This window comes from Kurthia sp. Dielmo (assembly GCF_000307285.2).
In the GTDB taxonomy this organism is placed as follows: Bacteria; Bacillota; Bacilli; order Bacillales_A; family Planococcaceae; genus Kurthia; species Kurthia populi.
This window is the reverse complement of record NZ_HE578958.1, coordinates 424212-441672: the sequence shown is the minus strand read 5'-3', so window position 1 is coordinate 441672 and position 17461 is coordinate 424212. Positions and strand designations below refer to the sequence as shown.

General features: G+C 40.5%; 22 protein-coding genes. 8 read left to right on the top strand and 14 right to left on the bottom strand.

Going from position 1 to position 17461, the window contains the following annotated elements; all coding sequences use genetic code 11:
* Positions 1-21 precede the first annotated feature (21 nt).
* The 4 genes from KTHG_RS10870 to KTHG_RS10855 all read right to left on the bottom strand — a co-directional run bounded on the left by KTHG_RS10870 (position 22) and on the right by KTHG_RS10855 (position 1983).
* On the bottom strand, positions 22-795 hold the full coding sequence (locus KTHG_RS10870) for a sulfite exporter TauE/SafE family protein (protein WP_139993495.1): 774 nt from the start codon (positions 793-795) through the stop codon (positions 22-24).
* A gap of 149 nt (positions 796-944) precedes the next feature.
* Positions 945-1340, bottom strand: a complete 396-nt coding sequence (locus tag KTHG_RS10865) for a DsrE/DsrF/DrsH-like family protein (protein ID WP_126991882.1) — start codon at positions 1338-1340, stop codon at positions 945-947.
* Between the two features lie 43 nt (positions 1341-1383).
* On the bottom strand, positions 1384-1680 hold the full coding sequence (locus tag KTHG_RS10860; protein ID WP_126991883.1) for a rhodanese-like domain-containing protein: 297 nt from the start codon (positions 1678-1680) through the stop codon (positions 1384-1386).
* A gap of 12 nt (positions 1681-1692) precedes the next feature.
* Entirely contained in the window at positions 1693-1983 is a 291-nt protein-coding gene (locus KTHG_RS10855) for a rhodanese-like domain-containing protein (protein ID WP_126991884.1), read from the bottom strand.
* Positions 1984-2282: 299 nt separating this feature from the next.
* Here KTHG_RS10855 and KTHG_RS10850 point away from each other — a divergent pair, with 299 nt between their 5' ends.
* Together KTHG_RS10850 and KTHG_RS10845 are read left to right on the top strand one after the other, a co-directional pair.
* Positions 2283-2894: a hypothetical protein gene (locus tag KTHG_RS10850; protein ID WP_139993493.1), complete on the top strand. Its 612-nt coding sequence runs from the start codon at positions 2283-2285 to the stop codon at positions 2892-2894.
* Positions 2891-3418 (top strand): hypothetical protein, encoded by a 528-nt coding sequence (locus tag KTHG_RS10845; RefSeq protein WP_126991886.1) that lies wholly within the window; start codon positions 2891-2893, stop codon positions 3416-3418. The genes KTHG_RS10850 and KTHG_RS10845 overlap by 4 nt, the downstream gene beginning before the upstream one ends.
* A 44-nt stretch (positions 3419-3462) precedes the next feature.
* Here KTHG_RS10845 and KTHG_RS10840 read toward each other — a convergent pair whose 3' ends face one another.
* The 4 genes from KTHG_RS10840 to KTHG_RS21860 form a co-directional block, all read right to left on the bottom strand.
* On the bottom strand, positions 3463-3672 hold the full coding sequence (locus tag KTHG_RS10840) for a DUF3951 domain-containing protein (RefSeq protein ID WP_126991887.1): 210 nt from the start codon (positions 3670-3672) through the stop codon (positions 3463-3465).
* A 40-nt stretch (positions 3673-3712) separates the two neighbouring features.
* Positions 3713-5197: a class I adenylate-forming enzyme family protein gene (locus KTHG_RS10835; protein ID WP_139993491.1), complete on the bottom strand. Its 1485-nt coding sequence runs from the start codon at positions 5195-5197 to the stop codon at positions 3713-3715.
* Positions 5198-5328: 131 nt separating this feature from the next.
* The gene (locus tag KTHG_RS21865; RefSeq protein ID WP_255512436.1) at positions 5329-5493 is read right to left on the bottom strand and encodes a hypothetical protein; all 165 of its coding nucleotides are present in this window, start codon (positions 5491-5493) and stop codon (positions 5329-5331) included.
* Between the two features lie 5 nt (positions 5494-5498).
* Positions 5499-5768, bottom strand: coding sequence for a hypothetical protein (locus KTHG_RS21860; protein ID WP_255512435.1), 270 nt, complete (start codon positions 5766-5768; stop codon positions 5499-5501).
* A 243-nt stretch (positions 5769-6011) separates the two neighbouring features.
* Here KTHG_RS21860 and sstT point away from each other — a divergent pair, with 243 nt between their 5' ends.
* The 3 genes from sstT to KTHG_RS21855 all read left to right on the top strand — a co-directional run bounded on the left by sstT (position 6012) and on the right by KTHG_RS21855 (position 8059).
* The gene (gene sstT / locus KTHG_RS10825; protein ID WP_139993489.1) at positions 6012-7244 is read left to right on the top strand and encodes a serine/threonine transporter SstT; all 1233 of its coding nucleotides are present in this window, start codon (positions 6012-6014) and stop codon (positions 7242-7244) included.
* 85 nt (positions 7245-7329) lie between these two features.
* Positions 7330-7680, top strand: a complete 351-nt coding sequence (locus KTHG_RS10820) for a YbgA family protein (protein WP_139993487.1) — start codon at positions 7330-7332, stop codon at positions 7678-7680.
* Between the two features lie 250 nt (positions 7681-7930).
* Positions 7931-8059, top strand: a complete 129-nt coding sequence (locus tag KTHG_RS21855) for a hypothetical protein (protein ID WP_255512434.1) — start codon at positions 7931-7933, stop codon at positions 8057-8059.
* Positions 8060-8099: 40 nt separating this feature from the next.
* On the opposite strand, the gene chrA is transcribed toward KTHG_RS21855, so the two are convergent.
* The 6 genes from chrA to KTHG_RS10790 form a co-directional block, all read right to left on the bottom strand.
* Positions 8100-9242 (bottom strand): chromate efflux transporter, encoded by a 1143-nt coding sequence (gene chrA, locus KTHG_RS10815; protein WP_186439562.1) that lies wholly within the window; start codon positions 9240-9242, stop codon positions 8100-8102.
* A 173-nt stretch (positions 9243-9415) separates the two neighbouring features.
* Positions 9416-10105: a glucosamine-6-phosphate deaminase gene (locus KTHG_RS10810; RefSeq protein ID WP_126991944.1), complete on the bottom strand. Its 690-nt coding sequence runs from the start codon at positions 10103-10105 to the stop codon at positions 9416-9418.
* A 26-nt stretch (positions 10106-10131) separates the two neighbouring features.
* Entirely contained in the window at positions 10132-10845 is a 714-nt protein-coding gene (locus KTHG_RS10805) for a sugar isomerase domain-containing protein (RefSeq protein ID WP_139993485.1), read from the bottom strand.
* Positions 10842-11990: an N-acetylglucosamine-6-phosphate deacetylase gene (gene nagA / locus KTHG_RS10800; protein WP_139993483.1), complete on the bottom strand. Its 1149-nt coding sequence runs from the start codon at positions 11988-11990 to the stop codon at positions 10842-10844. Before nagA ends, KTHG_RS10805 begins: the two co-directional genes overlap by 4 nt.
* A 15-nt stretch (positions 11991-12005) precedes the next feature.
* Positions 12006-13952, bottom strand: a complete 1947-nt coding sequence (nagE, locus tag KTHG_RS10795) for an N-acetylglucosamine-specific PTS transporter subunit IIBC (protein ID WP_139993481.1) — start codon at positions 13950-13952, stop codon at positions 12006-12008.
* 181 nt (positions 13953-14133) lie between these two features.
* Positions 14134-14991 (bottom strand): PhzF family phenazine biosynthesis protein, encoded by an 858-nt coding sequence (locus KTHG_RS10790; protein WP_139993479.1) that lies wholly within the window; start codon positions 14989-14991, stop codon positions 14134-14136.
* A 386-nt stretch (positions 14992-15377) separates the two neighbouring features.
* On the opposite strand from KTHG_RS10790, the gene KTHG_RS10785 reads away from it, so the two are divergent.
* The 3 genes from KTHG_RS10785 to KTHG_RS10775 all read left to right on the top strand — a co-directional run bounded on the left by KTHG_RS10785 (position 15378) and on the right by KTHG_RS10775 (position 17319).
* A complete protein-coding gene (locus tag KTHG_RS10785) occupies positions 15378-16289 on the top strand; it encodes a C40 family peptidase (RefSeq protein ID WP_139993477.1) in 912 nt (303 codons plus the stop codon).
* Positions 16290-16307: 18 nt separating this feature from the next.
* A complete protein-coding gene (locus KTHG_RS10780; RefSeq protein WP_126991898.1) occupies positions 16308-16538 on the top strand; it encodes a hypothetical protein in 231 nt (76 codons plus the stop codon).
* A gap of 181 nt (positions 16539-16719) precedes the next feature.
* Positions 16720-17319: a transglutaminase domain-containing protein gene (locus KTHG_RS10775; RefSeq protein ID WP_139993475.1), complete on the top strand. Its 600-nt coding sequence runs from the start codon at positions 16720-16722 to the stop codon at positions 17317-17319.
* The last annotated feature ends 142 nt before the right edge of the window (positions 17320-17461 follow it).

Below are 17461 nucleotides of genomic sequence, written 5' to 3'. Positions count from 1 at the left end.
GTATGTCCCAGCCTCATTTTTTTAAAACAAAATATCCGTCCAAATTTTCACAGCTGTTAGCGTAATGAGTAAAGCTAAGAAAATTTGAAGTGCTCGTGTATTCATCGTTTTTGCAACCTTAGCGCCAAGTGGAGCGGCAATAATTGCTGCAACTGCTAAAATGATGACAGGCAACCACTCAACTTGTCCCGTTGAAATCTTGCCAATTGAACTCCCGATTGACGAAATAAATGTGATCGCTAGACTCGAAGCAATTGTTACGCGCGTTGGAATTTTTAAAATAACGAGCATAATTGGTACGAGTAAAAAACCCCCGCCTGCACCTACAATACCAGATCCAACCCCAACAAATAGCGCTAGACCTGCTGCAAGTGGTTTATTAAAGGTTACTTCTGTCGTCTCTGGCACTTGTTTTCTTGGTATCAACATCAACACAGCGGCAAGTAACGCAAAAATACCGTACACGATATTGACGCCTTCCTCACTAAAGCTGCTTGATAAAAAACTTCCACCGAGGCTCCCGACTAATACAGCAGTCCCCATAATGAAAATGAGTTTAGCATTTAAATAGTTGCCCTTTCGAAAAGCAAGTACACCCGAAATCGATGTCACAAGAACTTCAACTGCCGTAATACCTGATACTTCATGCGATGTGAATGATCCCACACCGAGCAGCGCCGGGATATATAATAACATCGGAAATTTGATGATAGCTCCGCCAATACCGAGCATGCCGGAAATAAACGAACCCACAATCCCGATAGCAAATAACGTTGCAATAAATCCAATGGTCATAATGTGCCTTCTTTCATTTGTGCCTTAGTCCACATTCTATAGTACACGTTTTATCGTAACTTTTATACGGTAGAGCGCTCTCTTCATATAAAACATAAGAACCGATGTATTTTGCACGAAGCATGGACGATTTTTATTAAAACAATTCATTAGAATGATAATGAAGGTGCTGCATCTTTAGCAAATTCTAAGAATGTAACAGCTCCGCCTACTTCGATTCCATCAATAAATGCTTCTTTAGTTAAACCCATTACATCCATTGTCATTTGACAAGCAATCATTTTTACACCTAAATCTTGCGCCATTTCAACTAATTCTGGAATAGCTGGAACTTTCGCTTGTTTAAAGCCTTCTGCCATTGCTTCTTTCCCTGCTGGTAGTGGTAGTGCATGCATCGCTTCTTTGTGAATTAAGTTTAACCCTTCAAATGTAAAGAAGATGGCTACCTCTTTGTCAGTTGCGGCTGCTGCCGTTGCGATATTGAATACTTTATAAGCGTCGAAAAGACCACCGTTTGATGCGATAATAGCTACTTTGTTTGACATAATAAATTTCCTCCTATTAATTAACGAATTATAATATAATGTGTTATTTTACTGGACCTTCCCAAGCAAGCATACCACCGACCATATTTGTCGCGTCATAGCCCATATCTGTTAAGAATTGTGTTGCTTGTCCACTGCGTGCAGATGAACGACATACTAAAATATAAGGTGTTTGTTTATTCAAATCTGGTAATTTGGCCTCTAATAAGTGCAAAGGAATATTATCAATCCCTTCAATATGTCCTTCTGCCACTTCTTGTGGTGTACGCACATCAATTAAATGTAGCGCCTCACCTGCATTCATTTTTGCTAATACATCTGTTGTTGAAATTTCCTTCATCATTGTTCCTCCTTAATAAGCACTCATACCACCGCGAACATTTGTCACGTTCAGGCCGAGCTTTTTCATTTGTTTGCATGCTGCTTTTGAGCGCATACCACTTTGACAGATCACGACAATTTCTTTGTTTGTTGGTAACTTACTGTAATCTGAACCAAGTGGCATATTTTTAAATTGACGTAAGCCGTTCGATTTATACTCCGCTTTCGTACGTACATCGATAAATACCTTATCTTTGTCATTTAGGCAATCTTTTAATTGTGCTGTTGAAATTGATGGTATTTTTGAAAAAAATGAAAACATAAAACGACCTCCTATACGGTTAATGGTATTTTCTTTTCAGTAATCACTTTACGATTAACATCATATACCCCATGAGGTATAAAGTCAAAGAAAAGAATTTATTTTTTTATTAGGCCTTTTATTTCAGCTTTTTATACAATTTTAATTTTATTCATATTATGTTACAACATCTATTAAACCTATTTTTTCTTATAGAATTTCTACACACCATAGGGTATTTTAAAAATCAAAAAATGAGTATTTTCACTTACAATAAAATGATATAATAGGTTAAGTTATCCACTTTAAGGAGCGTTTTCATGATAAAATATCCTATAAAATTAGTACAATTACAAAGGATGTATGAGATACGAGCATGGGTTTTAGAAGGATATGCAGCATTTCTTGTAGGCATCTACTGCCTTATCCCCTTTTTACAGAAAATACAACATATTACAGACAGTTCGCTGTACTTTCCTTCTTCGTTTACGAACGCTGCACAGTACTATTTTCAGTTTGTGCCACAGTATGTAGTCACCGCAGTTGCTACTATACCTATTTGGCGCGTGCTTGCTACATTGATTAGTGATATGGCTATCTTTGGATTTTTTGCTGTTATTTTAGGGTATCTCGTGACAATGCAATTCCCACATAGATATACAACTAGTTCATCAAAGTCATTAACTCGAAGTCTGATGCTATACATTGCAGCTATTCAGCTCATTTGTGCGCTGCTATGTATTCAGCCCTTTATTTTATCTGTCTCTGTAGCATTGTGGCTAGGGCTAATGTGCGGTCATACAATCGCAATACTTTATCAGGAAATGCTAGCGCATCCTTATGAAAAAGGCTTAACCATTTTACGAGGCTTCTTTTATATAAAAGAAGAAAAAACAACATCACCTATTGAAGGAGCTGATGATCGCTTATGAAAAAACTTAAAAAAATCGTTGCTACCTGTAGCTGTGCTGCATTACTACTCGTTGCGACAACACCGGCATCTGCCGCCTCCTATAAATTGGTCTATTATACGTTATACAATAAGAAAACCAATCAGCCGGTAAAAGGCTATGCTGTTTACAAAAATACGCTCTATTATGATGCGATTGAAAAGGTAGGACGCTATTCATATAAAGGTGTACTTTATCATAATGGTGCGCCCTATAGCGGCGTACAAAGACCTGATGGCATTCGTTATGTGGACGGTAAACCACTAACAGGCTTTCACAACGAAAGTGGCAAATATTTTGTGAAAGGCATCGTAGCAAGTGGTACCTATGATGGTATTCTTTATAAAAATGGTCGCGCCTTCTCTGGTGTTGTCGATGCCATTCGTTATGTAGACGGTGTCCGATTAACGGGCATTCATAAAGACAGCGGCAAATATTTTGTTGATGGTATTGTCGCAAATGGTATGTATAATGGGACAATCTACAAAAATGGCTATGCCCATTAAAAAAGCAGGAATTGCGAACACCTACGCAATTCCTGCTTTTTTCTTTATTTTTTCGTATCTTCAGTTGTCGGCTCAATATAGGTATTATCATCTTGAATCGGATGACGCGTCACGCCATCGTCTTTTCCAGATGTGGCATTATCAAATGGCGTATACATATCTTCTACTGGGCGGCGTTTAATCACAACACGATAAAATGCGATACCAATGAGTACTAAAAACGCAACTGCAATTACAAGACCAATCCATTCCATGCCTATTCGCCTCCGTTCGTCATCGTTACAAATCTATACCCTATGTGCTGCTTCGTAACACATGCTTCAGTACTTTTCCAGAAGCATTACGCGGTAAGGCATCCATTAATTCCATCTCCACCGGTATTTTATACTTTGCTAAACGCTCTACACAATGCGCTGTTAGCTCCTCAACTGTCAGCGTCTGTCCTTCTTTTAAGCAAATATACGCCTTCGGTACTTCGCCGTAAATAGGATGTGGTACTCCTACAACGGCTGCTTCAAGCACTGCTGGCATTTGGAATAATACTTCTTCCACCTCGACCGGATACACGTTTTCCCCGCCGCGAATCAACATATCTTTTTGGCGATCAACGATATATAGGAAGCCCTCATCATCAAGACGGCCTAAGTCACCTGTAAATAACCAGCCATCGCGTAGGGCATGTGCTGTTTCCTGTGGATTGCGTAAATAGCCGGTCATCGTCTGCGGTCCCTTGACAATAATTTCACCGACGACGCCATTTGGTACGGATTCACCGTCTGGTCCAACAATGCGAACAGCTGTTTTCTCGGTTGGCGGCTTACCGACAGAGCCGATTTTCTCCAATACGTCATTCCCTTTAAGTGTTGTGGAGCACGGTGCGTTTTCTGTTTGACCATAAAAATTTTGTAGTGACACATGCGGAAATAACTTACGCAACTTTGATACTAATTCATAAGGCATCGGTGCCGCTCCATACGCAAATAAGCGTACATGCGATAAATCAAATGCTGAGAAATCCTCATTATTTAATAGCAGCATATACATCGCCGGCACACCAAAGAAAATTGTCGCCTGTGTATCACGCAGCCAGGTTGGCGTTTGTGTCGGCGAAAAGGCTTCTTCGATAATAAACGTACCCCCTACCATGACAATCGGCGTTAAGAACACATGTAAGCCCGCACAGTGAAATAATGGTGTACAAATAAACATACGGTCCTGTGCCGTTAATCCAACGGACTCCACCCACTGCGAAGTTGCCTCATACACCGCACGATACGACAGCATGACACCCTTTGGCTTTCCTGTCGTCCCCGACGTATACATAATCACCGCAATATCCTCATCCTCTATGCTCGCTGCCTCAAATGGCGCATGTGTATAAATTTCAGGCAAATCCTCGGTTGTGAAGCGCTGTGCAATAGGCATGCCCGTTGCATCCAGCTTCGGCGTGAGTGCCGTATCACAAAAGATAGCCTTTACCTCCGAATGGTCGATAATATAGGCAATTTCTGCTGGTGCTAGCTTCGTATTAATTGGCATAGCGATAAGCCCTGCTAGCTGAATCCCAAAGTAAATGACCGGAAAATCATCATGATTATCCATAAAAATACCGATAATCGTATCCTTATCATAATTAAATTGCTGTAAGTATCCTGCTAAGGCAGTCGCCTGTCTATAGACGTCTCCATAGGTTTTTTTATGAGACCGAAATTCAAAGGCTATTTTTTCAGGCTGTTGTATTGCTTGTTGCTTTAAAACGAGCGGCATACGTTTTTGCATGCATGTTCTCCCCTTTTCTTGTCAGCATTCCCGCGGCAAGTGCAATCATAAGTAATACATCATTCCCTTAATATGCCAATTATAATCCTTTTATCTACAAAAAAAGCCCACAGTTGTGAGCTTTTCATACGCTAAGCGCCAATTTCTTCTAGCATTGCATCGACAAGTTTTAATAACTTATCATATGCCTCGCCAAGTGTTTCATTTCCTGTATAATCTTTCATTGCATCAAAGGCAATGTTGATTTCCCAAATGCCCTCTTGTCCATTAAACATCGCACTTGATGAACCAAGCATCGGTGTTAAATTCGCACGTAAGTATGTCTTAATCGGGTTGCTGTATTTTTTTGTAAGGCAAGGCCAAATAATGCGGTATGTATTTTAAACATATCGTCAAACTCAATTACTACGGCATCCATTTTACGATCTGTAAACTCTTTTGATTCCGCGTAAATATATTCAATTTGGTTTTGTGCCACATAGTTTAAAGGTTCTTTAAGGAATGATTCATCTGCTGATGCAATAATTTCCTCTGTCTCTTTATTACAGCGATCTAAGGCTGTCATTTTCATAATAATCCCTCCAATATCTATTTTATTATACTTTAATCTTGAGCAATACACAAAACTGCTCAAAATCATTCTATTTTTAATAGACTATGTATCGATTTTTCTATTTTCTGTTGAAATATGTCGTGTTTTTGCGTAAAAATATAAGAAAGTCTGAATTTTTCAGATTAATAGAACATTTAGTGGTAAACTGTACACTATACAAAAACATCAGTCTTTCTAGAGAACACATTCGGAGGTTACATAATGAAAAAACTATTCGCAAAATGGAATAGTATTAGCCTAGTCAATCGTATTATTGTCGGTATCGTTATCGGTGTAATCCTTGCACTCGTTGCCCCAAAATCATTGGCTGGCATTTCTATTCTAGGTACATTATTTATTAGCGCATTAAAAGCGGTAGCACCTATCCTTGTATTCGTACTCGTTATCGCAGCCATCTCAGGTCATAAGAACGGCCAACAAACAAATATGAAATCTATTTTAGGCTTATATGCGCTTGCAACATTTATGGCAGGTGCTGTCGCGGTAATTGCCGCAAAAATTTTCCCAACAACTCTTCACTTAAAAGAAAGCGCTACGGAAATTAAACCGCCAAGTGATATTTGGGAAGTACTCCAAAATATTCTATTAAATATTACAACAAACCCGGTTACAGCTATTATGAATGCCAACTACTTAGGTATTCTTGCTTGGGCGATTTTATTAGGTGTGGCACTACGTATGGCAAGTGACACAACAAAAACCGTTATTTCAAATCTATCAGATGCGGTATCAAAAATCGTTCAATGGGTAATCAATCTAGCTCCATTCGGTATCATCGGTGTTGTATTCGATGCGGTGGCAAAAAATGGCCTATCAGCATTACTTGATTATGGTCATTTAATTATCGTCCTTGTAGGAACAATGCTCTTTGTCGCACTTGTTGTGAACCCATTAATCGTATTTATTTATACACGTCGTAATCCATATCCATTAACACTGTTAACATTAAAAGAAAGTGGTATTACAGCATTCTTCACACGTAGCTCTGCAGCGAATATTCCCGTTAATATGAAGCTATGTGAAAAATTAAATTTAAATAAAGATACGTACGCAGTATCCGTTCCATTAGGTGCAACAATCAATATGGGTGGCGCAGCTGTAACCATTTCTGTATTATCACTTGCGGCCGCTCATACACTTGGAATCGAAGTAGACATTCCAACAGCTATTTTATTAATGGTGTTATCTGCTGTCTCTGCAGCCGGCGCTTCAGGTGTAACAGGTGGCTCACTATTATTAATTCCATTAGCATGTAGTCTGTTTGGTATCCCAGCAGATGTGGCGATGCAAGTCATTGCAGTCGGTATGATCATTGGCGTTGTACAAGATTCTTGCGAAACAGCATTAAATTCATCTACAGACGTATTATTCACAGCAACAGCTGAATATGCAAAAGAACGTAAAGAAGGAAATGTTTCAACAAAAGCATTATAAAAAAATGAGACTCGGGCAAGTTGTTGTCCGAGTCTCATTTTTTTATGGCGATGCCCTCATGCTATACTAAAGACGAGGTGATTCGATGCATGCTGAACAACAATTATGGCGCACTGAAAAATACCGCGTGATGTACTATAGTCAAGCACATTACAATCAAATTCGTCATATGATGCGCGATGGCTGTACACTAGAGGAACTCCAGCAAACGATTAATGAAGCGCTCACACTCACGCCTACAGACGGCAGCCGCTCGAATGCCCTTCAGCATATGTGGGGCTATTTTAAAAAACAGACGACAGACGAACAAAAGGCGCGCTACATCAAGCTGTTAGAGGAAAAACAATGGGGTGCATTACGCGCCTACTTAGCGACGCTTGCGCAACAATATAACGTCGTCTATTTGCAGCAAAGTACGATTTTACAACAGGATTGAGTTCAAAAAAAAGCGGGAATATCATAGATAACAACTGTAAGGGATGTGATGAAGATGATCGTCATTTCACTTTGTCTTTTAGTCTTTGGTGCTGTGATGCTTATTTCAAACGTCAAAGAAATTTTACGACAGCCAGAACCATATACTTCCCCTTCACAACAAGCTGTTATCATGCCACGTTTTTATCGACTCAAACATTGACACATAGTGGCTGGTCATCCAGCCGCTGCTACATAAGGATGGTGATTTGATGTCTGTTGCGATTCTTCTCATTCTCATCGTCATTATTTTAGGATTAATGATTAATTTATTTGAAGCCTTTCGCCGCGCAAAACCTCCCGCTCACTTTAAAAAGCGGGAATATGAAGATGACGACTAAAAAGGTAGGCATTCCATCTGTGAATGCCTACCTTTTTAGATTAAAAGAAAACACCAATAAGGATTCCAACGACGACAACTAGTAACGGCGACCATTTCAGGAGCATAGCAAACAACAGAATCACCCATAAAATATCAAGCCATGAATGAATGGTCGAGGTGACAATCGGTGTAATCCAAGCAGCTAGCAACACGCCTATTACTGCCGCATTCATACCATTAAATGCACCGCACCATTTTGGATTTGAGCGGATTTGTTGCCAAAAAGGATAGGCCCCAATAATTAATAAAAAAGCGGGTAAAAAAATCGCCACCGTGGCTAGTAACGCCATAGGTATACCGCCTATAACCATGCCTAAATAGCTAGCAAAAGTAAATAATGGTCCTGGCACGGCTTGAACTGCTCCGTAGCCTACTAAAAAATCATTGAGTGAAATCAGTCCCGTTTCAACGAAGCGTTCTTCAAGTAATGGCAAGACCACATGTCCTCCGCCAAAAACAAGCGCACCAGCCGTATAAAATTTTTCGAACATCACAAGCCATGTCGTAGGCCATAATTTCGCTATCAGCGGCAAGGCTACGAGTAGCACACCAAAGGCAATTAAAAATCCCGCAGCAATTCTCTTAGAAATAACATTCTCTACAAGAAGCGCTGGTTGCTGCTGACGTAAAAAGAGTTGTCCAGCAAGTGCTGCAATTAGTAGGACGATGATTGTACTATACGTCGTTTGCCAGTTTAAAAGAACAGCCGTTGCTACCACTGTTAGAATGATAGCCATTTTTGAATGCCAAATTTTTTTTGACATATCTAAAATTGCATGCGCAACAATTGCTACAGCCACGAGCTTTAAACCATGAAGCCAGTCAAGTGACCAGTTCCCTTTTGCATGGATGTAGGCAAAAATCATTAGCACAACTACCGATGGCAATATAAATCCTAAAAATGCTACGATACTGCCTAAAATCCCCCCTTTTTTTAATCCAATTCCCATACCTACCTGACTAGATGCAGGACCTGGTAAAAACTGACTTAAGCTTACTAAATCTGTATACTCTACTGCTGTTAACCATTTCTTTTCCTTTACATAAACACGTTCAAAATAAGCTAAATGTGCACTCGGCCCGCCAAAGGATACGAGCCCTAATTTCAGTGCAGTCCAAAAAATCACGAGTAATTGTCCCATTTTCCACCCCTCTTTTCTTTATTACATCAATGTTCCATATAGCTGTAAAGTTGTTTTACAAACTCTTTACAAAATGGAAATGTTGCTGTAATAGCTTCGCAGGTATTTCCTTTTTTTATCTAGTTTTCGGCACAAAAAAGAAGCAAGCCTCGTAACCGAGACCTGCTTCTTTTTTATTTTACTAAATCTGTTAAAACAATGACATTCGGATGTTTCGTCAGTGCCGTGGCCGGAACTTGCTCCGTATAATCATTATTAATCAACGCCTGTAATGCCGTACGCTTTGATTCACCAATCGCAATAAGTAAAATACAGTTCGCACGTAAAATCGATTGAATGCCCATCGTAAATGCTTTATGCGGTACTTCCTCTAATGAATCAAAATAACGTGCATTTACTTCACGCGTAGAAGGCGTTAAATCGACAACATGTGTTACCGAGTCAAATGATGTTCCTGGTTCGTTAAACCCAATATGGCCATTGACACCGATGCCTAGCAATTGAAAATCAAGTGGTTGCTCATTTAATAACGCTTCATAACGTGCCGCTTCTTTCGTCGCATCCGTTGCCAAACCATTTGGTAAATATGACGCTTTAAACGGCTTTTGATTAAATAAATGATGATGCATGTAGTTGTTATAGCTTTGCTCATGTGTCGGATCAAGTCCCACATATTCATCTAAATTAAAGCTCACTGCATCACTGAAATCAATGGACGTGTCACATAACTTTGCATACAATGGCTCCATTGTGCCCCCTGTAGCAAGGCCAAATGTGTGCGCGCCTTGTGCTTTCACTTCTTCTATAATCGCCACCGCACGCTCATAAAGCGCTTCTTTCGATGGAATTCTCTCTACTCGTATTGCCATGACTGTATCCCCTTTTTTAATTAAAAATGAATGCGTCGACCGTAGTGTTCAATCAATGATTCATTAGTAGTCGTTGTTTGGATATTGCTACTTCCAAATACCGGTAGTTCAATATTACGTGCTGCTAATTCTTCAATTACTGCACCATAGAGCGCATTTAAAATAGCAGCGCCTAGTACGGTTGATACCGGGCCATATTGTAAGCCATCAAGTGCCAACACACCATCTCCAACCGGCACATGGGTATCAAGCACAACATCCACCACTTCTTCTAGGCGCTTTCCTGACACATGATTGGATGCCATATCTGTATACGCAAGTGACTGCAGTGAAATCGTCAATGCTCCCGCTTCTTTTGCGAGATACGCCATATCTAGTGGTGCAGGATTTTTAGCAGATGTTGAAATAATAATACAAACATCTGCTGCTTCTAGTTGAATGTCTTGTTGATGCTGTGCTAGGAAACCCGCTTGTTTTTCATTTGCGGACGATAATAATGCGCCTTTATGCAGCATAAGCGGTTCAATTTGAATTGCTTTGACCGGCACGAGACCGCCACTTCGAAAATGGCCATCTTGTGCTAATAACGTCGAATGACCTGAGCCAAATAGCTGAATGATGCCACCTGCCTGTAACCGATCAACGATTTCAACAGCAAGTGCTGTCATTTTAGGTAGCTCAGAAGCTTCTACGTCATTTAATAAGCTGTGCAATTGTTCAAAATATAAATTCATGATTTCACCTCATAAACTATATTACCCGCTTTCACCGTTTGAACCAACGTTAAACGTTCATCAAGCAATACCGCATCGGCATCTGCCTGTTCCACAAGACGTCCTTTATTGGTCATTTGAAGTTGTTGCGCCGCATTAAAGCTCGACATTTGCACAAGCTCCTCTAACGAACAATTTGTTGCTTGGTGCATATTGCGTACCGCCTGATCCATCGTAAGCACACTACCTGCAAGTGAGCCATTTGGTAAATGAGCACCCGTTTCTGTCACATGCACGAGCTGACCACCTAAATCATAGTCACCATAAGGCATCCCTTTTGCACGCATCGCATCGGTAATTAAAATAATGCCCGCTGCAGTTTTCATTTTATACGCCATAAGGACCGCTTGTGGATGCGAGTGGATGAAGTCGGCAATAAGTTCAGCCTTGATTTCTGGTAAAAGCCACGTCGCGCCAATGACACCCGGCTCACGGTGATGGAATGGGCGCATTTGATTGTATAAATGCGTCCCTTGTGAAACGCCTAATTCAACCGCTTCCACAACCTCATCAAATGTCGCATCTGAGTGACCAATGGATACGACAACACCGTCTGCATGAAGCGCTTTAACAGCTTCCATGCCACCTGGCTCTTCAGGCGCAATCGTAATTTCTTTAATACGATGCCCGCTAAGCTGTTGCCACTTACGGAATAACGCCATATCTGGTGGCGTAATATGCTCTAGTGGCTGTGCACCGGCACGTTTTTTCGATACAAATGGACCTTCTAAGTGAACGCCGACCATTTCCGCTTCCTCTAACGTAGGCTTGAAGTCACCTAAAACAGCAAGTGCTGCTTCGATGTTTTCCGGGCTTTGCGTCATTGTTGTCGCTAAAAAGCTCGTTGTTCCTTCGCGAAGAAGTGACGCAGCCATCGTATGAAGGCCCTCATCACTTGCATCCATTGCATCACAGCGTACAGAGCCATGAATATGCATATCGATAAAGCCTGGTAGTAAATACTTGCCTGTTCCATCAATTATTGTCGCATCTGCTTGAATTTCTTTTGCAATCCGTTGAATTTTACCATCAGCCATTAATACGTCGATGTTTTCTAAACGTTCGGTTGCATTGACGACTGTTACGCCTTTAATTAATAATGACACAGTCCGTCATCTCCTTTATTCTTCGTCTAATGACACAATATTTGCTGTTCCAACTTCCTGGAAACCTGTTTTTTCAAGTGTCACTTTTTGACCTAATGCACTTGTGAACACAACTGGTGTAATAATAGACGGAACTTGTGGTTTAATTGCCGCTAAGTCCACGCTCAGTAAATGATCACCACGTTGTACTAATTGGCCTTCTTCTACATGTAATGTGAAGCCTTCACCATTTAATTTCACGGTATCTAACCCAACATGGATTAATACTTCCACACCTGTATCCGATTTTAAGCCAATCGCATGTTTCGTTGGGAATACCATAACGATTTGACCATCAAATGGTGCGTAAATTTCACCGTTATGCGGTAAAATACCGAAGCCCGGTCCCATCATTTCTGTAGAGAATGCTTGGTCTGGTACTTCTGATAGCGGTAGTAGCTCCCCTGCAATCGGCATTTCAAAATCAGCTGATGTGATATTGCCTGTTTGTGTTTCTTCCACTGGTACAGCAACTGGTGCCATATCTGCATTTTCAGGAGCTGGGTTGCCTTTTTTCAGGCGGTCCTTCATTGCTTCCGCTAAAAATTCAACGGATGTACCAATAATGACTTGAACATTTTTATTATTAATACGCATTAACCCACGCGCACCTGTTTGTTTTAAATAATCACCATCGACTTTATCTGCATCGACTACTGACATACGTAAACGTGTTGTACAGTAATCCACTTGTTCGATATTGTCTTGACCACCTAAACCTTGAATTGTTTGATACGCACGAACATCTAAATCATTTGAAACTGTAGAAGCCATACCCTCTTCATCTTCGTCATCGTCTTCACGACCCGGTGTTTTTAAATCTAATTTTTTAATTAAAAAGTAGAACACAACAAAGTAAATCGCACCGAATACGAGACCGAGTGGTAATAGCATCCACGGATTATCTGCTAATTTTAAGTTCAATAAGAAATCAATAAAGCTCGCGGAGAAGCCAAAGCCATCACGGAAGCCAACAATATACGCAACCGCTAATGAAATACCTGTTAATACTGCGTGAACACCGTATAAAACAGGTGATAGGAACATAAATGTAAATTCAATTGGCTCTGTAACCCCTGTTAAAAATGCGGTAAAGGCGATAGAGAATAACATCCCGCCGACTGCGGCACGTTTATGTTTTTTCGCTGTTAAATACATCGCAAGACATGCTGCCGGCAAACCGAACATCATAATTGGGAAGAAACCAGCTTGGAAGTGACCTGCTGTTGGATCGCCCGCAAGGAAGCGTGGAATATCGCCTTTAACAATTTCGCCAGCTGTATTTGTAAATGTACCAAAGTCGAACCATACGATTGTATTGATGATATGATGTAGACCTACTGGTAACAATAAACGGTTAAGGAATCCATACATCCCTACGCCTAATGCTCCGGCACCAATCATCCAGTTACCAACCCAGTCAATACCCATTTGTGCATAGCCCCACACAACAGATAATAGACCTGCGATTACCGCCATTGAAATGGACGTAATGATCGGTACAAATCGTCTACCCCCGAAGAATGATAACCATTCTGGGAATTTTACTTTATGGAATTTATTGTACAGAAGACCCGCTGTAATACCGGATACAATCCCGCCAAATACCCCCATATCTAATTTATCGTTTGTTGCGCCTAAAACGGCTACTAATACTAATTGTGCAATGGCACCAGCTAACGCTGCGGCACCACTCGTGTCAACAGCTAAGCCCATTGCGATACCAATCGCAAAAATAAGCGGTAAGTTGCCTAAAATCGCATTACCGGCAGCCTCCATAATTGCGGCTACGGTTTGAATCCAAACAATATTAGTGTCACCTAGCATATCGCCTGCGCCTAAGCGAACAAGAATCGCTGCAGCAGGTAATGTCGCAATTGGGAACATTAATGACTTACCAATTTTCTGTAAGAAAGCTAGCATATTTTTTCCTCCTCAATATAGTGGTCTATACCACTTATTTTAAAAGCAATCGAAACCGCTTTCAAGTGCATTCTTCTCCATTTTTCCCTTTTTTTCAAAAAAACTACGACTTATTTAAGATTTTTCATGTTTTATGCGTTAAAAATGGAAATTTGCATACAATACCCACCAATTTACGTATTTATACTTCAAAAGAATTTACAAAAACCGCTGTACCTGAAATGGAAATAGTCTTGTCGACATGCACATAAATGCGCCCATCCTTATCAATTTCCATGCCCTGTTCAACGACTAAAGTGTATGGTAACGCTTTTTTATGATCGATAAATTCTTTATAATAAGCTCCCATTACGCCTGATGCAGTGCCTGTTGCGACATCTTCTGTCGTTCCTGAATACGGGGACGAAAAATGACGAGCGTGCATAGCTGCCTCGTCAAATTGCGTTTCTAAGCAAAATGGATGTACCGAACAAGTTGGGCGGTCCGTTAAAATCGCTGGGAAGCACTCAATCTGCGGCGTCATTTTCGCAAAACTTGCTAATTTTTTTACAGGTACTAGTAATGTCCACGCCCCTGTACTGCCATACACAATTGGTAAATCGGCTGCTAGCTCCTGTTCGGAAAGTCCAAGTGCCTCAGCTAGCGCTATCTTTGAGCCAATAAAAGGGGCAAATTGCGGTTTGGCATGCTGCATCGTAATACGGACTTCGTCACCCTCCTCAATATGAATTGGCAAAATCCCCGCGCCCGTTTCAATCGTGAAATCATGCGCCGGAAGTTTATTCGCGCGATATAGCGCATAGATGCTCCCCATTGTCGCATGACCACATAGCGGCGTCTCATGCCCTGGTGTAAAATAACGAATCCGAAAATCTGCGACAGCTGACGAAAGTACAAACGCCGTCTCATTAAAACCAACACGTTTTGCGATATCCTGCATCATCTGTTCATCTAACCGTTCAGCCTCTAAAACAACCCCTGCCGGATTGCCTTTTCCTGGCGTATTACTAAATGCATCAATATGTATGACTTCTACCATCTAATCCTCTCCTTTCCTCCATTATACGAAACATTCTAGCTACTGTCGTGATTCATTTTCCGCGACACTACCCAATACATTTTATGAGGCGATTAACTGAAGAAATGGGTTAGGTGATAGGTGACATGTTTTTTTCTCACCATTCTAGGTATAGACTTTCTACATAAAAGGCAAAAAAAGCTACAAGAAAACATACGAAAAAAATAAATTAGAATGACTTTATAACAACAAACTACATACCACCCGGCTTTCAGATGCGCTCAATGAATGCTATGTTCAAGCAAATAAAAACAACAAATTTTACAAGAAATTTTGCAATAACCATTTCTAATATCAGAATTCTGTTATAAAATACCAGTACCACACTAAAAGGAGATTTTATCAACATGAAAAAATTATTTGGCAGCGCCTTGCTTGCTGCAGGCTTCCTAGCAGTCGCTTTAACTGCGCAAGGAACACAAGCAAGTGCGATTACCTACACAGAGGCCTATTTTTCAAAACTTGAATATAAAGATGCAACACATGATGAAGAACGTTTAATAAGCTCAAAATCAAGTGTTACGATACAAGCTGTCGAAAATTCAAAACAATTACGTAGTACAAGTCTTGTGCTATTCCCTACAAAGCAAACAATTATTACACGCGACCGCTCTGGACAAGCGGAAGTAGGACTGCGCACAACAAGCGATGGACAGGCATATGGTTTTGTTAGTCAGCTTAATAAATATTCAAACTCAACGTATCGTCAGATTCAAAAAGGAAAGAGCCAAGCCTTTTACACACCAAATGGCGTAAAAGTTGTCGCGGGCTATACAGCGAATAATAACTTATTTTTCAAATGGAAAGGCAACAAGGTATTAGTCAAATCTAAAGGCTATTCAGTTGTTTATAACGATCAAGCACGAAAAGAAAATAAAATACGTACGTATGACCGTTCAAAAACAAAAACAACCGGTACAAAAGCGGAAAAGCTACTCCATGAAGCACGCCGTTTATCAGGTGGACGCTATGTGTATAACGGCCAATCGTTATTTTATGGCTTAGATTGTGCAACGTATACACAAAAAATCTACTTAAATGCGCTTGGCGTAGATATTGGTTCAACAACAAAAGCACAAGCTGCTCGTGCTCTTAAAACACGTACAGTGAAAAATGCGAAGCCTGGCGATATTTTATATGATGGGAAGGGCCATGTAGGCATTTATATGGGCGATGGTAAAGCCTATGATATGCTTGTTGGTGGTGCTAAATTACGCCCACTTAGCCACTGGAAATGGACCGTTGCACTCGCATATTAAAGAAAGCAGGTAAAATAAATGGATTCTGAAACATGGGAACAAGTGAAAGAAGCAATTGATGAAGGGCAGGAGCTGTCATTTGATTATAAGGGTGACGAATGGTGGATTAGTCGCGTGCAGGCGGACGATAGCTTCTTATTAACACGTTCATCCGATAGTGATACCCAATATTTTAAAACGGCAGAAGACCTTTATCAACACGGCGTTATTGATGGCAAAGCCTTTATCGACCGAGTGCCTGAACTATAAGAACCTTATTCTACTAATCGTATTTTCAAGACATCTTCAATAGGTTGAAGATGTTTTTTTATTGCATATGTATTCTTACATTATTATTATTTTTTATAATAAATACTAAAAAATTCCACATTATCATGCATTTTGATATACAATAAAAAGATACCAATCGAATTCCGAAAGGATGATGACCATGCCATTCCAATTAGAGTCCCCATTTATCGATGACTATTTGAAACCGACAGATGTCGTCAACTACCATCACGAACGTATCGAGCAGTTAATCGACGCATTACATGTGGTCGAATTACCAGAATTAGAAAAAGTGCGCACTTTTTATGAATATGTACGCGATGAGATTGCCCATTCATGGGATGAGCAAACGCACACCGTTACACGTACAGCATCCGATGTTGTAGAGCATCAAACAGGTATTTGCTATGCTAAGGCGAATTTATTAGCCGCACTACTGCGCCATGAAGGCATTCCAAGTGGATTTTGTTACCAACGATTAATGCTATTTGATGAACCACAGCAGGGCTATTACTTGCATGCCTTTAATGCGATTTATTTAACATCGCTCAATCGCTGGGTGTATGCCGACGCACGCGGCAATGTGCAAACGGAGTTATCTCTTGAGGAGCCTGCACTCGCCTTCACTGCCGATGAATCACTTGGTGAAAAAACGTATGACGTCATTTATATTGCACCGAATCCTAAAACAATGCATGTTCTAAAAGAAGCTGAAGATGCACTCGCCATGTACGCAAATGATTTACCAGACACATTATAGATTTTCATTTGCACACGAAAAAGACTAGAACAAAGCACGTCATGTTCCTTTTTTAGCGTTCGCAACGAAAAACCGGAATCGCGCTGAGGCACGATTCCGGTTTTTCTTATGCTCTTAGGAGCGATTGTTTTTACACGTATGT